The 18,364-nt window shown below is 66.3% G+C and carries 12 protein-coding genes; 3 read left to right on the forward strand and 9 right to left on the reverse strand.

The genetic code is table 11. From position 1 onward, the window contains the following. Positions 1–28: 28 nt before the first annotated feature. On the reverse strand, positions 29–925 hold the full coding sequence (locus JNG39_RS08480; protein WP_368310704.1) for a LysR family transcriptional regulator: 897 nt from the start codon (positions 923–925) through the stop codon (positions 29–31). Between the two features lie 95 nt (positions 926–1,020). Between JNG39_RS08480 and JNG39_RS08485 the strand changes: the two genes are divergently transcribed. Continuing rightward, on the forward strand, positions 1,021–2,025 hold the full coding sequence (locus JNG39_RS08485; protein ID WP_368310705.1) for an NAD-dependent epimerase/dehydratase family protein: 1,005 nt from the start codon (positions 1,021–1,023) through the stop codon (positions 2,023–2,025). Positions 2,026–2,043: 18 nt separating this feature from the next. Here JNG39_RS08485 and JNG39_RS08490 read toward each other — a convergent pair whose 3' ends face one another. The 7 genes from JNG39_RS08490 to JNG39_RS08520 form a co-directional block, all read right to left on the reverse strand. Further along, a complete protein-coding gene (locus JNG39_RS08490; RefSeq protein WP_368310706.1) occupies positions 2,044–4,554 on the reverse strand; it encodes a FimV/HubP family polar landmark protein in 2,511 nt (836 codons plus the stop codon). A gap of 206 nt (positions 4,555–4,760) precedes the next feature. Further along, positions 4,761–5,054, reverse strand: coding sequence for a hypothetical protein (locus JNG39_RS08495; RefSeq protein ID WP_368310707.1), 294 nt, complete (start codon positions 5,052–5,054; stop codon positions 4,761–4,763). Next, positions 5,054–6,082, reverse strand: a complete 1,029-nt coding sequence (locus JNG39_RS08500) for an aspartate-semialdehyde dehydrogenase (RefSeq protein WP_368310708.1) — start codon at positions 6,080–6,082, stop codon at positions 5,054–5,056. The genes JNG39_RS08495 and JNG39_RS08500 overlap by 1 nt, the downstream gene beginning before the upstream one ends. 29 nt (positions 6,083–6,111) lie before the next feature. After that, positions 6,112–7,110 carry a 2-hydroxyacid dehydrogenase gene (locus tag JNG39_RS08505; protein WP_368310709.1) on the reverse strand — a complete coding sequence of 333 codons (999 nt, stop codon included), beginning with the start codon at positions 7,108–7,110 and terminating at the stop codon, positions 6,112–6,114. Between the two features lie 4 nt (positions 7,111–7,114). After that, positions 7,115–8,218, reverse strand: a complete 1,104-nt coding sequence (aroC, locus tag JNG39_RS08510) for a chorismate synthase (RefSeq protein ID WP_368310710.1) — start codon at positions 8,216–8,218, stop codon at positions 7,115–7,117. 17 nt (positions 8,219–8,235) lie between these two features. Continuing rightward, positions 8,236–9,156, reverse strand: coding sequence for a 50S ribosomal protein L3 N(5)-glutamine methyltransferase (prmB, locus tag JNG39_RS08515; protein ID WP_368310711.1), 921 nt, complete (start codon positions 9,154–9,156; stop codon positions 8,236–8,238). Positions 9,157–9,660: 504 nt separating this feature from the next. Next, a complete protein-coding gene (locus tag JNG39_RS08520; RefSeq protein WP_368310712.1) occupies positions 9,661–10,005 on the reverse strand; it encodes a hypothetical protein in 345 nt (114 codons plus the stop codon). A 712-nt stretch (positions 10,006–10,717) separates the two neighbouring features. Here JNG39_RS08520 and JNG39_RS08525 point away from each other — a divergent pair. Both JNG39_RS08525 and JNG39_RS08530 read left to right on the forward strand, forming a co-directional pair. Next, positions 10,718–12,310 carry a DUF6531 domain-containing protein gene (locus JNG39_RS08525; RefSeq protein ID WP_368310713.1) on the forward strand — a complete coding sequence of 531 codons (1,593 nt, stop codon included), beginning with the start codon at positions 10,718–10,720 and terminating at the stop codon, positions 12,308–12,310. Positions 12,311–12,322: 12 nt separating this feature from the next. Continuing rightward, the gene (locus JNG39_RS08530) at positions 12,323–15,250 is read left to right on the forward strand and encodes an RHS repeat-associated core domain-containing protein (protein WP_368310714.1); all 2,928 of its coding nucleotides are present in this window, start codon (positions 12,323–12,325) and stop codon (positions 15,248–15,250) included. A gap of 1,004 nt (positions 15,251–16,254) precedes the next feature. Here the strand turns inward: JNG39_RS08530 and JNG39_RS08535 are convergent. Beyond that, positions 16,255–18,363, reverse strand: coding sequence for a phosphocholine-specific phospholipase C (locus JNG39_RS08535; protein WP_368310715.1), 2,109 nt, complete (start codon positions 18,361–18,363; stop codon positions 16,255–16,257). Position 18,364: the final 1 nt, after the last annotated feature.

The following is an 18,364-nucleotide window of genomic DNA, read 5'->3' on the forward strand; positions in this document are numbered from 1 at the left end:
ACGTGGGAGCCGCGTCGTTTGCGGACGCTTACGGGGCGAGATCGATATGAGCCGCCAGGCAGGCCACCATGGCATCGAACACGATCCGGCAACGCCGGCTGCCGACCAGGTCACCATGCATCGTGACCCAGGTGTCCAGCGGAAACACGAAGTCGTCGGCCAGTATCCGCACCATGCCCGGATCACGCCGGGCCAGCGCCACCTGGCAGATGCCGATGCCGCAACCGGCGCGGATCATGGCGAGCTGCGCCACGTCGCTGTCGCTGCGTAGCGAGAACGACTCCCGATCCCACCGGGGAAACCGGGCCCTGGCGGCGCGAATGAACGGGGTTTCGTCATCGAAGCCGATCAGCGCATGCGCCATCAGGCCATCGAGCGTTTCGGGCGTGCCGTGCCGCGCGAGGTAATCGGCATGGGCGAACAATCCCAGCTTGACCGTACCCACCCGCCTCGCGACCAGCGCCTGCTGTTGCGGTGGGGTCATCCGGATCGCGATGTCGACCTCGCGCTGCAGCAGGTCCTGTACGCGATTGGTCGCCACCAGTTCGATCTTCAGCGCCGGGTAGTCGCGGCGTAATCCGGCCAAGGCCCGCGGCAACACTTCCACGCCGATCACTTCGCTGGCCGAGATGCGGACGGTGCCATGGACGCCCTGCCCCTGGCTGAAGGCCTCCCGTTCCAGGGCGGCGGCCGTACTGCGCATGGCTTCGGCATGCCCCCGGAGCGCGCGCGCGATATCGGTGGGTACCAGCCCCGACGGGCCTCGCGTGAACAGCGTCTGCCCGAAGGCGGCTTCCAGTGCCGAGATATGTCGGCCGATGGTGGGCTGGGTCATGCCCAGCACCCGGGCGGCGCCTGACAGCGACCCTTCCGTCAGGACGGATAAAAGGGTGCGGTAGTGTTCCCAGCCGATGTGCTCGCCCATACGAAAATGTATAGCCGGTATAGGTCGATGGCAATTCCAGCGCATCCGCAGGGCGAGGACGATGGGCGACGTCCTCCTGTCAGAGATATAGCGCCATGACGAACGGTTCGGAAAAGCAGGTGCTGGTGCTGGGCGCCAGTGGCGGCATCGGCGGCGAAGTCGCACGCCAATTGCGGGATGCCGGATGGCGCGTCAAGGCGCTCAAGCGCGGCATGGACGTGCCCGAACGACGCGAGGGCATCGAATGGTCGGGCGGCGATGCGATGAACCCGGACCACGTCCGGCAGGCGGCCCGGGGTTGCCAGGTGATCGTGCATGCGGTCAACCCGCCCGGCTACCGCCACTGGGCCGAGCGCGTGCTGCCGATGGTGGATAACACCATCGCCGCCGCGATCGCCGAGCGGGCCACGATCGTGTTGCCGGGGACGGTCTACAACTACGGGCCCGACGCATTTCCGTCGATCGCCGAGGAGGCGCCGCAGAACCCGCTGACCCGCAAGGGCCGCATAAGGGTTCAACTGGAGCAGCGCCTGCACGACGCGACCCTGCGGGGCGCGAGAGCGATCGTGGTTCGTGCCGGGGACTTCTTCGGACCGCGGGCGGCCAACAGCTGGTTTTCCCAAGGCCTGGTCCAACCCGGCAAACCGATAAGGCACATCCGCGTACCCAACGACGCCGGCGTCGGTCATCAGTGGGCCTACCTTCCCGACGTCGCCCGTACGATGTGCGCCCTGCTCGAACAGCGCGACGGGCTGGAGCCGTTCGCCCGCTTCCACATGGACGGCCACTGGGACGCCGACGGAACGGCATTGGCCGAGGCCATCCGCGACGTGGCTCGACGACACGGACAGAACCCCACGATCTCCGCGTTTCCCTGGTGGCTGACCCGACTGCTGGCCCCCGTCGTGCCGACGCTTCGCGAACTCCGGGAGATGCGCTACCTCTGGAGCGAGCCCCTGCGCCTGGACAACCGGCACCTGCGTGCCGTGCTCGGCGACGAGCCGCATACCCCGCTGAAGGACGCCGTGGAGGCGACCCTGGCGGGGATGGGCTGCATCACTCCTTTGGACACGGCGTCGGCGCCGATACGCCCGAGGTGAACGGTCGGCGCCGTGCGATCAGGCGATGTCGTCGAGGATCCGCTTCGCGGTGTCCTTCTGCATCTGCGAGCCCTCGGCCATCACTTCCTCCAGCATCAGGCGCGCGCCTTCGGCGTCGCCCATGTCGAGGTAGGCGCGGGCCAGATCGAGCTTGGTGTCGACCGGATCGTCGCTGAAGCCCTCGGGCGAGGCGTCGAGCGTGACGGGCTCTTCGTCGGGGAAGTGCGGTTCGTCGAATCGCGGCGGCTCATCGAAAGTCGGCACGTCCCGATGCGATTCCGCCCGGATCGGATGCACCGGCGTCTCCGGCACGTCGTCGAACGACCAGGTCTGGCGTTCTTCCGGCAGCGTCGTCTCTTCGGCCAGCACGTCACCGAAAGCGGGGGCGTGGGTTTCGTGCGGCTCGACGTAAGGCGATGCCGGCGCGTCGACGTCGAACACGTCCGGCGCATTCGGGCGGGTTTCCGCTTCCGCGCGCTGCACCGGCGTGAGGTCGAAGTTGAAGTGGTATTCGCTGTGCTTCTGCGGCGCGGGCGCGACGCGTTCGTCGTCTTCGGGGCTGGTCACGTAATGACCCAGGTCGAATTCTTCGAGCGCGGCGGCTTCGTGCGCGTCATGGGGCGTCGATGCCGTGTAGGTATCGGACGCGTACTCGTCGTCGTCCGTGTCGCCCGGCACGCCGCCGAACAGCGGATGCGTGGGCGCGAGCTCCTGGCCCATCGCCACCACGTCGCGCCATTCCGGCTGGTCCGGATCGGAGATGTGGGCGTACATCGCCTCGGCGGCGGCTTCGAAATGATCGACGTCGCCCCGGCCGTAGTACAAGCTCACCAGTTCCAGATGCAGGCCGATGTCATCGGGATGTTCGGCCAGCGCGTCGAGGATCTCGCGCTGGTCCGGATCGATGCCGTCGAATCCGTCGAAGCGCGGCTCGTCGCCGAAGCGGTCGGCCAATGATGGCGTCGCCAGCGGCGCGGCCGCGGGAGCGGCCACCGTCTTCTTGCGACGGGCGAACAACGCGAGCAGGAGCAGCAGCACGACGACGCCACCGGCGCCCCATGCCCACGGCTGCATGAACCACGGGGTCTCTTCTTCGATCGGCGCGGGCGCGGGACGCGGTTTGACGGCCTGCGGCGGGACGGCGGCGGGCGCTTTCAGCGGCGTGGTGGTCACGGTCGCCGCGGTGGGCTCGCCGGCGGTGGAGGCCGCCTTCGGTGCGGCCGGCGCACTGGCCGCGGCCACCGGCGCAGGGGCAGAAGCCGACGCGGCAGGGGCGGCGGGAGCCGGCGCGCTGGCGGGAGCCGCCGCGGCCACGGGCGCCTTGCCCGCCTCGGCCAGCTTGCGCTGGAGTTCGGCGATCTCGCTGTCCTTCAGGCTGATCAGCCGCTCGTTCTTGGTCTTGATCGCCTCCAGGTCGGCCACGCGCGACTTGAGCTCTTCGCCCTGCTGGCGCAGCGAGGCCACGGATTCCTGGGAGGTGGCGAGTTCCTGCTTGAGTCCGGCCACCTGGGCATCGCCGGTGCCGTTCTTCGAACCGGCGCGGGTGGAGGCGGCCTCGCCGCCCTCCTTCGCCGGAACGAGAGCGAGCCGGTCGTCGCCAGCGGACGGCCTGGCCTTGCCCTGCGCGGCACCGGTGGAGGCGGCATCGGCCACCACGGCCGGCGAACGGGCGGTACCCGAGCGCCAGGCCTCGTTCTGGCGACGCACCTCGGTCAGCGCCGCGGCGGCGGACTGGGCCTTCACGTCGTCGGCGGAGGGGATGCGCAGCACGGCGCCGGTCTTCAGCGCGTTGATGTTGTCGCGATAGAAGGCGTCGGGATTGGCTTTCTGCAACGCCACGAGCATCTGGTTGATGTCGGCGCCATCCGCGTGGTCGCGGGCAATGGCCGAAAGCGTTTCGCCGCGCTTCACCGGGCCGACCTGACTCGCTGACGCGGAAGACGTAGCCTGGGCGCGTGGCGCCGCGTGCGTGCGCGGCGCGGGCGCCTCGGCTCGGGACGGCGCGGCCACCGGAGCGGCCGGAGCGGTGCTTTCGGCCCGCGACGGCTGCGTTGCCTGGGACACCCTGGCCGGCACCTCGGAGGTACGCGACGGACGAGGACCGGCAGCCACGTTCGCACCGGGCGCGGACGGCGTGCTGCCCGGCGGATCGAGCAGCATGGTGACTTCGCGCACGACCTTGTTACCGCCGGCGCTCACTTCGACGAGGAAGTCGAGATAGGTATCGCGGATCGGCTCGCTGCTGGTGACGCGCACCACCGGCTGGCCGGAGGCGCCCTTGGCTACGGCGAAGCTCAGCGCCACCGGAAGCCCGTCGCGATTGAGCCCCGCGCGGGAAAAGGCTTCGGCCGAGGCCAGCGTCACGTGGATATCGCCCGCGCCACCCGTTACCCCGGTGATGGGGATCTCGGCCAGTAGCGGCTGGTCGATGGTGGACCGCACCTGGGCAGGACCGAGGTTCTGGGCCATGGCATGGCCGCCGCCCGCGGCCAGCGCCAGCATGATGGACAGCTTGAGTGTGCGGTTCATTGATCGCTTCCCCCGAACATATACCCGTGCCGGCGGCTCGCCTTCTGTGGGCGGATGGCCGCGAAGGCGCCACTGTAGTGCACCCCAGCAACAACTAACAATAGCGCCGACGGGCATTTACGAGACAACGTTGAGGCCATCCTCAAGTTGCCCGCGGGCCCGCGAGTGCCCCCTGTATGCACCGCCGATGGCATCCGGCGGGTTCGTTACGGTTTTTGCCGGGCTTCCAGCTGGCGCTGGAGCTCGGCGATCTTACGGTCCCGCTCGTCCAGCGACTGGCTGGCCGCGTGGGAATCCGCTTCCAGCGCATTGACCCGCGCCTTGAGCTTTTCCACCTGGGCACCTTCGGCGGCGACCTGCCCGCGCGAGGCGTCGAGCCTTGCGCGGGTGGCCCGGGCCGGTTCCGCGTGCGCCGCTTTCGCCCTGGTCGCCTGCGCGGCCAGCGCCGGGAGGGCGATGGAGCACAGCAGGAACCCGGCGAGCGCGGCGCGGCGGTTCATCAGAGGTGATCCCGGATGAGGATTTCGGCGATCTGCACGGCGTTGAGCGCGGCACCCTTGCGGATGTTGTCGGCCACCACCCAGAGATCGAGGCCGCGATCGTGCGAGATGTCCTCGCGGATGCGGCCGACGAAGACCGGATCCTTGCCCGCCGCGTCGCCGACCGGCGTCGGATAGCCGCCGGCCTTGCGCTCGTCCATCACCACCACGCCCTCGGCCTGCTCGAGGAGTTCGCGGGCGCGTTCGGCGGTGATCTTGTCGCGCGTTTCGATGTGCACCGCCTCGGCATGGCCGTAGAACACCGGCACACGGACGGCGGTGGGATTCACCTGGATGGATGGGTCTTCCAGGATCTTCCGGGTCTCCCAGACCATCTTCATTTCTTCCTTGGTGTAGCCGTTGGCCTGGAATTCGTCGATGTGCGGGATCACGTTGAACGCGATCTGCTTCGGGAACTTTTCGACCTCGACCTCCTGGAAGTTGAGCATCTGGGCCGTCTGCTTGCCCAGTTCCTCCAGGCCGCTGCGGCCCGCGCCGGACACCGACTGGTAGGTGGCCACGTTGATCCGCTCAATGCCGGCCTCGCGATGGATCGGCGCCAGCGCCACCAGCATCTGCATCGTGGAGCAGTTGGGATTGGCGATGATGCCGCGCACCGTGTAGTCGGCGATGGCGTGCGGATTCACCTCGGACACCACCAGCGGGATGTCGTCCTGGTAGCGGTATTCGGAGGTGTTGTCGATCACCACCGCGCCGGCCGCGGCCGCGCGCGGGGCGTGCTCGCGGCTCACCGAGCCGCCGGCGGAGAAGAAGGCGATGTCCACGCCGTCGAAGTCGAAGGTGGCGAGGTCTTTGACGACGCAAGGTTTTCCGGCGAAATCGACCGTACCGCCCGCCGAGCGCTCGCTCGCCAGGGGAATCAGTTCGCTCACGGGGAAGTCCCGTTCGGCGAGTATCGACAGGAGGGTTTCGCCGACCGCGCCGGTCGCGCCCACCATGGCCACCTTGTAACTCGTCTTCTTGCTCATCTTCGCTCTTGTTGGCGGGGGGTAGAGGGTCAGCTGGCGTCGGCCAGCACACCCGGATTGAGAATCGTGGGTGGCCGACCGGCGTGAGGACCATGCCCGAACGCCGCCAGCACATTGTCCACAGCCAGCGCCGCCATATCGCGACGTGTGTCGCGACTTGCGCTGGCGATGTGCGGACTGAGCACGATATTGGAGAGACCGAGAAGCGCCGGGCACACCTGCGGCTCTCCCTCGAACACGTCGAGTGCCGCCGCCGCGATCGTGCCCTCGGCCAGGGCCCGGGCGAGCGCCGCGTCGTCGACGATGCCGCCGCGCGCGATGTTGGTGAGCGTGGCCGTGGGCTTCATGGCCTTCAGCTCGGCCTCGCCGATGCTGTGCCGGTTGGCCGGGGTATAAGGCAGCACCAGCACCAGGTGGTCGGCGCGGGCCAACAGGGTGGCCTTGTCGACATAGGTGGCCCCGCACTCACGCTCGATGGCGGCATCGAGCCGCGACCGGTTGTGGTAGATCACCGGCGAGCGAAAGCCCGAGGCACGGCGCGCGATGGCTTGGCCGATGCGGCCCATGCCGAGGATGCCGATGGTCTTGCCGTGCACGTCGGCACCCAGCCAGCCCTCGAACCGGGCGCCCTTCCACTGGCCGTCGCGCAGCCAGCGCTCGGCCTCGCCGACCCGGCGCGCCGCGGCGAGCATCAGCGCCCAGGCGTAGTCGGCCACGGTTTCGTTGAGCACGTCGGGTGTGTTCGACGCACCGACGCCGGCCTCGGTCAACGCGTCGATGTCGAGGTTGTTGTAGCCGACGCCGAGGTTGGCCACGAAACGCAGTCGCGGCGCCTGGGCCAGCACGGTCGCGTCGATACGGTCGGCCAGGCCCACGATGGCGGCGTCGGCGTCGGCGAGGCGTTCAGCGATTTCCTCGGGCGCGTAGGGTCGCTCCTCGTCTTCCGCACGCACGTCGAAGTGGTCGCGAAGGCGGTCGACGATGTCCGGAAAGAAGGGCCGGGAGACCCAGACCTTGGGCTTGCTCATGCGCTCATGCCTGGAGGGTGCCGGGAACGCGCGGGGGCACCTCGCCCACGTCGCCGCATTGCGCACGGTGGCGCAGGGCCTGGTCCATCAGCACGAGAGCCAGCATGGCCTCGACGATGGGCACGGCGCGGATGCCGACGCAGGGGTCGTGCCGTCCCTTGGTGACCACCTCGGTCGGCTCGCCGGCGCGATCGATGCTGCGGCCGGGCACGAGGATGCTCGAGGTGGGCTTGAAGGCCACGGAGACCACCACGGGCTGGCCCGTGGCGATGCCGCCGAGGATGCCGCCGGCGTGATTGGAGAGGAAGCCGTCGGCGGTAATCTCGTCGCGATGCTGCGTGCCGCGCTGGGCCACGGCCGCGAAGCCGTCGCCGATTTCCACGCCCTTGACCGCGTTGATCGACATCATGGCGCTGGCGATCTCGCCGTCGAGCTTGCCGTAGATGGGCTCACCCCACCCCGCCGGCACGTGGTCGGCCTGCACGGTAACGCGCGCACCCACCGAGTCGCCCGACTTGCGCAGGGCGTCCATGTAGGTTTCGAGCTCGGGCACCTGTTGGGCCCAGGGCCAGAAGAAGGGGCTGCCCTCGATGGCGTCGGCGTCGAAGCCGCGCGGCACCACGTCGCCGATCTGCGAGACGTGGCCGCGCACGGTCACGCCGTAACGCTGGGCCAGCCACTTCTTGGCGATGACGCCGGCCGCCACGCGCATGGTGGTCTCGCGGGCCGACGAGCGGCCGCCGCCACGCGGATCGCGGATGCCGTACTTCTGCCAGTAGGTGTAGTCGGCGTGGCCGGGGCGGAAGGTGTCGAGGATGTTGCCGTAGTCCTTCGAGCGCGCATCGGTGTTGCGGATGAGCAGCGCGATGGGCGTGCCGGTGGTCACGCCTTCGTAGACGCCCGAAAGGATCTCGATGTCATCGGCCTCGCGGCGCTGCGAGGTATGCCGCGAGCGGCCGGTGGCGCGACGCTCGAGGTCGGCGCGAAACTCGCCGGCCTCCAGCGGCAGACCGGGGGGGCAACCGTCCACCACGCACCCGATCGCCGGGCCGTGGCTTTCGCCGAAGGTAGTGACCGCAAGGAGCTTGCCGAACGTATTGGAGGACACGGTACTTCCGCTGGGTATCAGGTTCTTGCGGCCCGCGCGGCCGAGATGTCGGCGGCGTGGGCGATGAGGTCGCGGCGTTCGAGGGCGAAGATGCCCATCTGGCCCACCTTGAACTCCAGCCAGACGAACGGAAGACGCGGCAGGAGGTTGACCAGCGCGTGCTCGCTATCGCCCACTTCGACGATGAGCAGGCCGTCTTCGGACAGATGGTCGGCCGCCTCGTCGAGGATGCGCAAGGTGATGTCCAGTCCATCATCCCCGGATGTCAGGCCGAGGACGGGCTCGTGGCCGTATTCGGCCGGCATGGCGGCGTATTCGTCGTTGGTGACGTAAGGCGGGTTGGAGACGATGAGGTCGTAGACCTCGCCCCGCACCCCGTCGAAGAGGTCGGACTTGATCGCCCGCACGCGGCCTTCGACGTGCTGGTAGACGATGTTCTCGTTGGCCAGCGACAGGGCGTCGTCGCTCACGTCGATGAGGTCGACCTGCCAGTCGGGGTTGTACTCGGCCATGGCGATGCCGATGCAGCCGGAACCCGTGCACAGGTCGAGCGCGCGCTCCACGTGGCGGTCGTCCAGCCACGGGGTGAAGCGGCTCTCGATCAGTTCCGCGATGGGCGAGCGCGGCACCAGGGCGCGGGGGTCGCTCTTGAACTTCAGGCCGGCGAACCAGGTTTCGCCCACGAGGTAGGCCACCGGCACGCGGTCGACGATGCGTTTCTCGATGAGCGAGAGGATGCGCTCCCTTTCCTCGGCCACCAGCGTGCCCGCGCCGTAGGCCGGCGGCAGGTCGGGCGGCAGGTGCAGCGCCGCCAGCACCAGGTGGGTGGCCTCGTCGATCGGATTGTCGTGGCTGTGCCCGAAGGTCAGGCCGGCGGCCGAGAAGCGGCTGGCGCCGTAGCGGATGAAATCGATGATGGAGGTCAGTTCGCTGGTCACGTGCGGGGGCTTTCTGTGGCTGACCCGGGAGTATAGCCGTCTACGGCGTCAGGTTTCCCCTCCGGCTGCCCTGCCCTTGCCGCTTTCGTTGCGGTGCGCCTCGCATGGGCGAGCGTCGGGCGCGCCTCGGCGCGAAAAGCGATGGAGACAGGGACGGGAGCCCCGGCCGCGCGCCCTGTCCGCCGCACGTCGCCCGTCCCTTCCGGGCCACGGGCCTTTACGCGGGATTTTCCGACTCGCCATCCATGGCTCGGCGGAAAACGTCGGTCATCCTGACCGTCCTCGGGCGCCTATCGCGGCCGACAGGGGGCGCGGCCCGGGCTCTTTCGGAAGTGCGCGCCGGTTTCATCCGGAGGAAGGGCTGTCGCCTGCTCGAACGTTTCGCCGTAGGCACCGGCCTGCGCCGGTGCGACGACGTTCCCGAGCAACACAGCTATACCACCCTGCAACGAAGCGTCGCAGCGGCGCAGGCCGGTGCCTACGGCGAAGCGACCGTTTCTCGCCTCACCCCGCCCCAAGCACCCGCACATGCGCCTGCGCCGCACACGCCACCCCATGCGACGTCATGGCCTCGATCGCTCCCAACGCCAACACCATCTTCCCGCGATCCACCACCTCGACCTCCTCCACCCACTCCGCCAGCAACTGCGTCATCCCGCGCGCGTACTGCAACCACTCGGTCGCCTCGTTCAACAATTCATGCGCCGACGCTTCCACACCTTCAGCCATCACTCGCTCCGTACCTCGAAAATCACTCACCGCGAAACGTGGCACGCCGCGAACGACATGCCACGGATCAACGGGCTTGCTCAAAAAACGAAAGCGGCGCGAGGTTTCCCACCAACGCACGTGACCTCGCCGGATCGAACCACCCGCGCCATTCCGCTTCAGCCGTGCCTGCGGGAAAGGCAGACAGGCGACGGTCGGGCGAGTGCCGTATGATCAGGGGTACCCATGATCGACTCCTTGCTAGTTGATTGTGGATAGCGGCTCGGGAGTGTTGCTGCACTCTCGGGCCGCGCTTCTTCACCGCATGCAGCGATGGTCGCCTACGACCGCATCAGTCGAAACCGTAGGCAACGAAGCGACCCTACCAAACCAACAGTAAGTTGTCTGTAGGCGCATCCAATTTTGTGCACCTCTCGTCGCACCGGCGCAGGTCGTTGCCCACGGCGAAGCGCTCAACCATCGCGACAACCTACGCGCCCCGACTCGTCATTCCTGCGCACGCAGGAATCCAGCTCCGAGCGCATTTATAAGCGAAAACCTCCACTCTTACGCTTTTTTGCGAATCGTCTCAAATTTCACGAACTCAGTGGGAGGACCCAAGCCACCCAGGAGAGAATGCGTTCTTGGTCGACGCCACTACGCAGAACCAAATCATTCAAACGAGCAAACCGGTGATCCTCAACCAAATTTCCACTTCGCAACCCATAGTTGCCACTTCACATCAGTCATAAACCTACTACCCTCATCAGGCAAAACCGTGGACATTGGAGTCATGCGCTCCTAGCGTCGATCACTTCACTGATCGTTCCCAAGGATCGCTTACATGCATCGGATGCCTTCCCGCATCGCCACCTTTATCCTCGTGTCCGGCACATCCTTGTCGGCGTGGTCGACGGATACCAAACCTTTCGCAGAATTCGCGATCAGCGACAAGATCGGTGACGTTCCCATCGCATGGATCATCGATGACAGCGAAGCTGCTGTCCGTGCCTTGCTGAAACATCGGTGCGATCTGGCGGGCTATCGAGACTGCCAAATCACTAGCTTTTCCGTTTACGTTTGGCATACCTACGGGATCCGTTTCTCGTACCTGGCCAGTGACGGAAACCGACACCCTGATTTCACCGAAGACAACTGGTATCACGGATGTCCGGAATCGCCGTCGCTATACGTCATAGAGATGGACGGCAGTGAACACGGGCCCTACCCAAACAGAACCCGCTTCATTGAGGGCCCTTTCGCGGAAAAAGTCGTTTGCCGCTCCAGCACCCCACCACCCGAACCGACCGAGGCGGAGCCCCATCAATCCGATCTGGGCCCCGGCGACTGCCTGACCCATCCGTCCGTCGGCAACCCCATCAATGCCGGCCTCGGCAACAAGTTCGAAACCGCCACCGACATCCCGACGACCGCCGCCAGCGCGCTGACATGGACCCGCCACTACAACAGCGGCGCCATCGCAGGCGACGAGCCCACGCGCCCAATGGACGCGCATCTCGGCGCGCGCTGGCGCGGCACCTATGACCGCTCGCTGAGTGAAGTCGAACTGGACGCAGGCGACAGCAAACGCACCGCGATTCGCCTGTTCCGCGCGACAGGCGAACGCGTCGACTACGTCGAAGCCAACGGCCGCTACGCCAGCACGGTCGATCCACGCGGCCTGCTCGTCCGCGACGGCACCGGCTGGCGCTACCGCGATGCCCAGGGCAACACCGAATCCTACGACGCCAACGGCCGCCTCATTACGCTGGATGAAGGCGGTACTCCGCTGCACTTCACCTACGATGCAACCGGCCGCCTGAGCCAAGCCATCGATGCCCAAGGCCGCACGCTGACGTTCGCCTACGACGCCGCTTCGCGCATCGCCTCCGTCCGTGACGGCCTCATCGCCGGCGTCACCTACACCTACGACGGCACCGGCCCCGACGCCGATCTGGTCAAGGCCACCTACGCCGACGGTACCTCCGTCTCTTACCTCTATAACGAAGCGAGCCATAACGGCGGCACCAGCCAACCCCACGCCCTCACCGGCATCGTCGACGAAACCCACCGGCGCTACGCCAGCTTCGCCTACGACAAGGACGGCCGCGCCATCTCGAGCGAACACGCGCTCGGCACACAGAAGACCAGCGTGCGTCCGTTAGGCACCGATCGCGTGCAGGTCACCGACGCCGACGGCGCCATCCGCACCTACCACTACACCGACGTCCGCGGTGGCCGTCGCCTCACCGGCCTCGACCAGCCCGGCGGCGTCGGTTGCGCCGCCTCGGCACGCGCCATCGAATACGACGACGGCGGCAATGTAGCGAAGCTCACCGACTTCGACGGCCGCGTGACGTCGTTCGCCCATGATGCCGACGGCCGCGAAACCGAGCGTACCGACGCCTTCGGCACGCCACAGGCTCGCACCACCCGCACCGAGTGACACGCGGACCTGATGAAGCCCACGAAGGTCACGCGACCGGGCCGGGAGGACCGCTTCACCTACAACGACCGCGGCCAGATCACCCACTACGAGGCTTGGGGTGCCGTCGATCCCACGCAGCCCAACGCTCCGCTGACGATCTCGCGCATCTGGCAGTTCACCTACGACACCGACGGCCGCCTGCTGCTCGAAGAAGGCCCCCGCAGCGATAGCGGCAAGCTCGGCACGTTGAACCGCTACACCTATCGCCCTTCCGATGCCACCAACTGCGCCAGCGGCCCGTGCGACTACCGCAAGGGCGACCTATGGAAGGTCGAAAACGCGCTGGGCCATGTCGACGAGGTGCTGCGTTACGACGGTGCCGGCCGTGTGCTCTCCCGCCGCAATGCCCTCGGCCTGACCACCACGTACCACTACGACGCCCGTGGCCGCGTCCTCGACATGACCGAAACCGCACCGGAAGGATGGGTCGGCAAATCCAGCTTCACCTACACCCCGCACGGCGAAGTCGATACGGCCACCGACGCCGACGGCGTCACCCTCCGCTTTACCTACGACGCCGCCCGCCGCCTCGTCTCGATCCACAACCCGTCGAACCACTGGCTCCGCTTCGGCTACGACGCCATGGACCGGGTCACCCGCGAGGAAAGCTACGACGGCTTCAACCAGCTACGCAGCCAGCTGATCCGCACGTACGATGCCCTGGGCCGGATCGCCGCCGAGCGAGACGGTTACGGCGTCGATACCACCTTCACCTACGACGAACTGGGTCGCCCCACCGGCATCACCGACGGCGACAAACGCCACAGCAGCACGGCCTACGACGCCCTCGGCCGCCTGCGCGAGCGCATCGGCGACACCGACGGCATCAAGGCGAAGGTGACAGCGAGCCACGATCCACTCGACCAATTGACCGGCATCGTCGATCCCAAGGGCCTGTCCACCGACTACCTCGTCACCGGCCTCGGCGACGTGGCCGCCACCACGAGCCCGGATACCGGTGAATCGGTGGACGAGCACGACGTGAACGGCCTCGTTATCCGCCACGAAGGCGCGGGCGACGTGGGCAGTTACGACCTCACCCGCGACGCGCTGGGTCGCCCCTTGCACGTGGCGTATCGTGATGCCGCGATGGACGTGCGCTACACCTACGACACGGCCGACGCCCAATGCCCGGCCAGCGAACGCCATGCCGCCGGCCTCTTGTCGAAGGCGATCACGGCCCAAGGCAACACGGTCTACTGCCACGACGCCCACGGCCGCCTGACCCGGAAGATCCAGACGTGGGGCAGCACGAGCACAGCGGTGGCCTACCGCTACACCGCCGCCGGGCGCCTGGCGGGCACGACGGTGGTCGGCGGCACGGGCGTGGATTACCGCTACGACAAGGACGGCGAGATGTCCGGCGTCGATGTCACCCCATCCGGCGGCACCACGACGCCACTCATCGGCAAGACTTTCTACCGGGCCTTCCAGATCGACAACTGGACTTACGGCAACGGTCGCCAGGTCATCACCAACCGTGACAAGAACGGCCGTCCCACCGTGTGGAACGACCAAAGGCCCGACGGCCTGTTCCTGTCGCTGCGCTACAGCCCCGGCGGCGAACTCACCACCTGGTACGGCCCGAGCCGCGGCTACCAGATCGGCTACGACGGCCTCGGCCGTCTCACCACCGTGTCCGATTTCGACACGTACAAAGAACTTCGTCGCTTCGACTACGACGCCACCGGCAACCGTACGGCCATGACCGAGGGCGCGATCACCGACCGCTACGTCTACGAACCGAACAGCCACCGGCTGACCACGCAGGACGGGAAGCTTCGCACCTACGATGCGCCAGGCAACACCACCGCCATCGGCAACCTGATGCTCACCTACGACGCCGCGGGACGCCTCGCCTCGGCCAGCGAGAACGGACGCCAGCGCGTCAGCTACGGTTACGACGGCGAAGGTCAACGCATTGTCCGCACCGAGACCGATAGCAACGCCACCACCATGTACCTGATCGACCCGGACGGCCGCTGGCTGGCTGACATCGACCGTACCGGCAAGGTCGTTCGCCAGGGCATATGGATGGGCGACATGCTGGTCGGCCTGATGGATGGAGGAACGCTTTACTACGTCGAGCCCGATCACCTCGGCACACCGCGTGTCATCGTCGATCCGGTGCGGAATGTGACCGTGTGGAAGTGGATGTCCAGCGACGATCCGTTTGGTACGAATGCACCCGAGGAAGACCCGGATGGCGATGGCGTGCGTATGGTTTTCGATCTGCGGTTCCCGGGGCAGCGGTACGACGCGATCACGGGGCTGCATGCCAATGGGGCGCGTGACTATGACCCCGAGAGCGCGAGGTACATCCAGAGCGATCCGGCTGGTTTGAGCGGAGGGATCAGCACTTATCTTTACGTCGGTGGCTCGCCACTCCTATACATCGATCCCCTGGGTCTCTGGAGATTCGGCGATCCGCTGCCTCAATACGTTGTCGATTTTTCCGCTGGATTCGGCGACACCATACTGTTCGGGCAAGGGCACAGAATTCGGAAGTGGCTCGGAACTGATGGAGAGGTTAACAGCTGCTCTTCGGCCTACAGCTATGGCGAATTGGCAGGCATTGGTGCCAGCACGGTCACCGGCCTGGCGGGCGGATTGCGCGCAGCCGGAAAGAAAGCTGTCGGTAGAGAGTTTTCCCACTGGATACCGAAAAGGCATGGCGGACCCCGCTCCATCTGGAATGGAAACTTTGTTACCACGAAAGTCCACGCGTTATCCGATCCATACCGATATCAATTCATGCCATCAACTTGGAAGAAAGCCAACCGCATGTACTCACGTCCCGTGCAACAATGGATAAGACTTCCTAATGTTTATAAGGGAATTGGCTCGGGTGCTGCATATGGCGTAGCGGGATCGGCACTAGACAACTACGGCAATTAATCGGAGAGCAGCCATGTGGCGCGAGCTTTTAGGCATCGAACGTTTGAGTCGGTTGGAACTTCGAATCTTGCGCGACGTCTGCGATCAACTGGACGACCCAGCGAAATCGATCGCTACCGACCAGTTGAATTCCATCAAGACTGTTCGACACAAGCCACGTCGCATGGGTGTCTACATTTACTTACGAGAATCAGCGCCCTCCTTGGTTGGAGCACTACCCTTACAGCTCGCCGACAAAGAAGAACTTATCCTTGCAGAGGTTCGCTCGACGATGGAGGGAACAAATCTAAGCGTCACTACAAGAGTATGGTGCGTCACCGGCACGATATTCGAGCTGGCTCATGAAGCACGGGGCCATGCTTTCATCAACTCTGTCAAGGATAACGACATAGACTCGCTTAATGTAATCGTACGAACTTTTCCTCAGCTTCGTGACATCCAAAAATCCAGGCCATGAATCCACGCAGTGCGGAAAGTCCTTTGGAACTACGTTCCGACGTGGGATGAGGCATAAATCCCTTTCGTCGCGACTGCGTAGGCCGGTGCCCACGCCAATCGCGTGAGCGAGCGGTAGCTCGGCATCGGCTTTCCCCACACGCCACCGCCACGCCGACAGCACCCCAACCACCCGCCCTGTCGGCCGCGGTAGGCGCCCGAGGGCCTCGGAGCGGAGAAGACCCCGAAGGGGCGACGGTCAGGATGAGCGTCGTTTTCCGCCGAGACAGGATGTCGAGTCGGAAAATCCCGCGCAGAGGCCCGTGCCCCGAAGGGGACGGGTGACGTGCGGCCGACAGGGCGGGTGGTTGGGGTGCTTGCCTCGGTCGGCACGCTTTCCGCGCCGGCATGGCGCGTCGGCACATGCACTCGCCTGGCGAGTGGGCCGATGTGACGGTGAGGTGCTGCAACGACCGAGGCGCTAGGCTCCTGCGTGCGCAGGAGCGACGTGAGGCGAAAATCATGCGGCGCGCCGTGGGCACAGGCCTGCGCCGGTGCGACGTGACGAGTTACGTGGGGCCCGGGTCGCTCGTGGAGGGTTTACCGTCTTCGTGGTGGCCAGCGAAGCGGCGCAGGTAGCGTGGGGACGTGGGCGTGGTGATGGCGATGTCGTACCAACCCGCGCTGGCGGTGAGATCAAGCCGCAGCGTGCTCGTCTGTGCGTTTGGCACGACGAGTTGCCGCGTATCGCCGTATGCATTGGCGATACGGCATGCCACGGGAACCTTGCCCGCATTGCTTACCGTCACCTCGACGGCGCGCTGCCCCGCTACACCACGTACCACCACGTCGAGGGTATCGTCGGCAAAACCACGCAAGGCGGCGAAATAACCGTTGGGGCCATGAATGCGCCTGTCGTAAGCGTCGCCCTTGGTTGCCAGCGACCACGCATCCTCGATCGTGTCGTTGGCCGTCACCGCGTAGCGGCGAGGCGGCGCATCACGATCGAGTCCGTCGTAGACAAGGAATGCCGCACCCAGCGTGCCGGTGTTGGCGAAGCCGATATGGCTCTTGCCACCGTCGAGCCGATGCTCGACCGTCCATGCGTAACCCAACGGTCGCGACGGCCGCGTACCCGGCTCCTGCTCCGGCATGCGTTGCGTCGGCGGCACGACGATGGGTGCCTTGCCCAGAAAACCGCCCGGCACGCCGATCTTCGGTACATCGGTGTCCATATGCCCGGCGAAATCGAAGCAACTGGTGAGATCGCCGCACACCGCCCGACGCCATTCGCTGATGTTCGGCTCATGCACGCCGAAACGCTTCTCGAGGAAGCGCAGCACCGAGGTATGGTCGAAGGTTTCCGAGCATACCCAGCCGCCACGCGTCCACGGCGAGACCACGATCATCGGCACGCGATTGCCCAGGCCCACGACCTGCTTCCCCTTCGGATCGGCACCGGGCACCACGGGCGACGAAATCCTCGGGTGCGCGTCGAGGTCGAGAACCTCGTCACCCAGGCTTTCGGCCAGCGACGCGGACACCATCCCGCCCTGCCCGTTCGCCAACGGCGGCGTGGGCGGTACGACGTGGTCGAAGAAGCCGTCGTTCTCGTCGTAGTTGAGGAACAGCACCGTGCGGCTCCACACCTTCGTGTTCGCCGTGAGCGCATCGAGTACGCGACGGATGTAGAAAGCGCCGTCGGAAGGCGATGCCTTGGGATGCTCGCTGTATTCGTAAGGCGCGACGATCCAGGTGACCTGTGGCAGGCGATCGTGGATCACGTCGTCGCGCAGGTCGCGCAAGGTGTGCGTGGATACGCCATTGCGCACCAGTGAACCCTTCGGATCGGCACCCTCCGCGACCTGGTAGGCGGCGAAGAATTCCAGCGAATTGTCGGTGTAGTTGTCGGTGGGCGAGCCCGGATCGCCCGTGCCGCCCTGGTAGACGCGCCACGTGACGCCCGCCTTTTCCAGGCGCTCGGGATAGGTCGTCCACGTGTAGCCGTTGCGCGTGCCCCGCTCTTCGGTGCCCGGGCCGTTGTCCTTCGTACCCAGCCGTCCGCTGGGATCGCAGGTGCCGCTCCACAGGTAGATGCGGTTGGGTGCCGTATCAGCCAGCACCGAGGCATGGTAGGCGTCGCAGACGGTGAACGCGTCGGCCAAGGCGTAGTGGAACGATGCATCCTCGCGGCGCAGGTGGCCCATGGTGAGCACGTCCTGCTTGTGTTCGATCCAGCGATCGTTGCGGCCGAGGTTCCAGGCTCCGTGACCACTGCTCCAGCCGTGGTCGGTGCCTTCGTGATGGTCGCCGCTGGCACGGGTGTCAAGATGGAAGGGATACACCCAGGCCACGTCGTCGGCGACGCCGCGGGCTTTCCAGTATTTGGTGTGCGTGGTCGCGACCGGCTGGCGCCAGACGGGATCGCCGTTGCCCAGCTCCAGCACGCGCGGATCGGCGAAGCCGCGCACGCCGCGCAGGTTGCCGAAGTAGTGATCGAACGAGCGATTCTCCTGCATGAGGATCACCACGTGCCCCACGTCGTCGAGCGTACCGGTGCGGCGGTCCGGCGCCGTGGCGAGCGCGCGGGCGATGCTCGCGGGAAAACCTTGGGCGATGAGCGACGCCGCCACCGTCGCGCCGGCGGCATGGAGGAAGCGGCGGCGTTCGATGTCCATG

The organism is Luteibacter sp. CQ10 (genome assembly GCF_040900725.1).
Lineage (GTDB): Bacteria > Pseudomonadota > Gammaproteobacteria > Xanthomonadales > Rhodanobacteraceae > Luteibacter.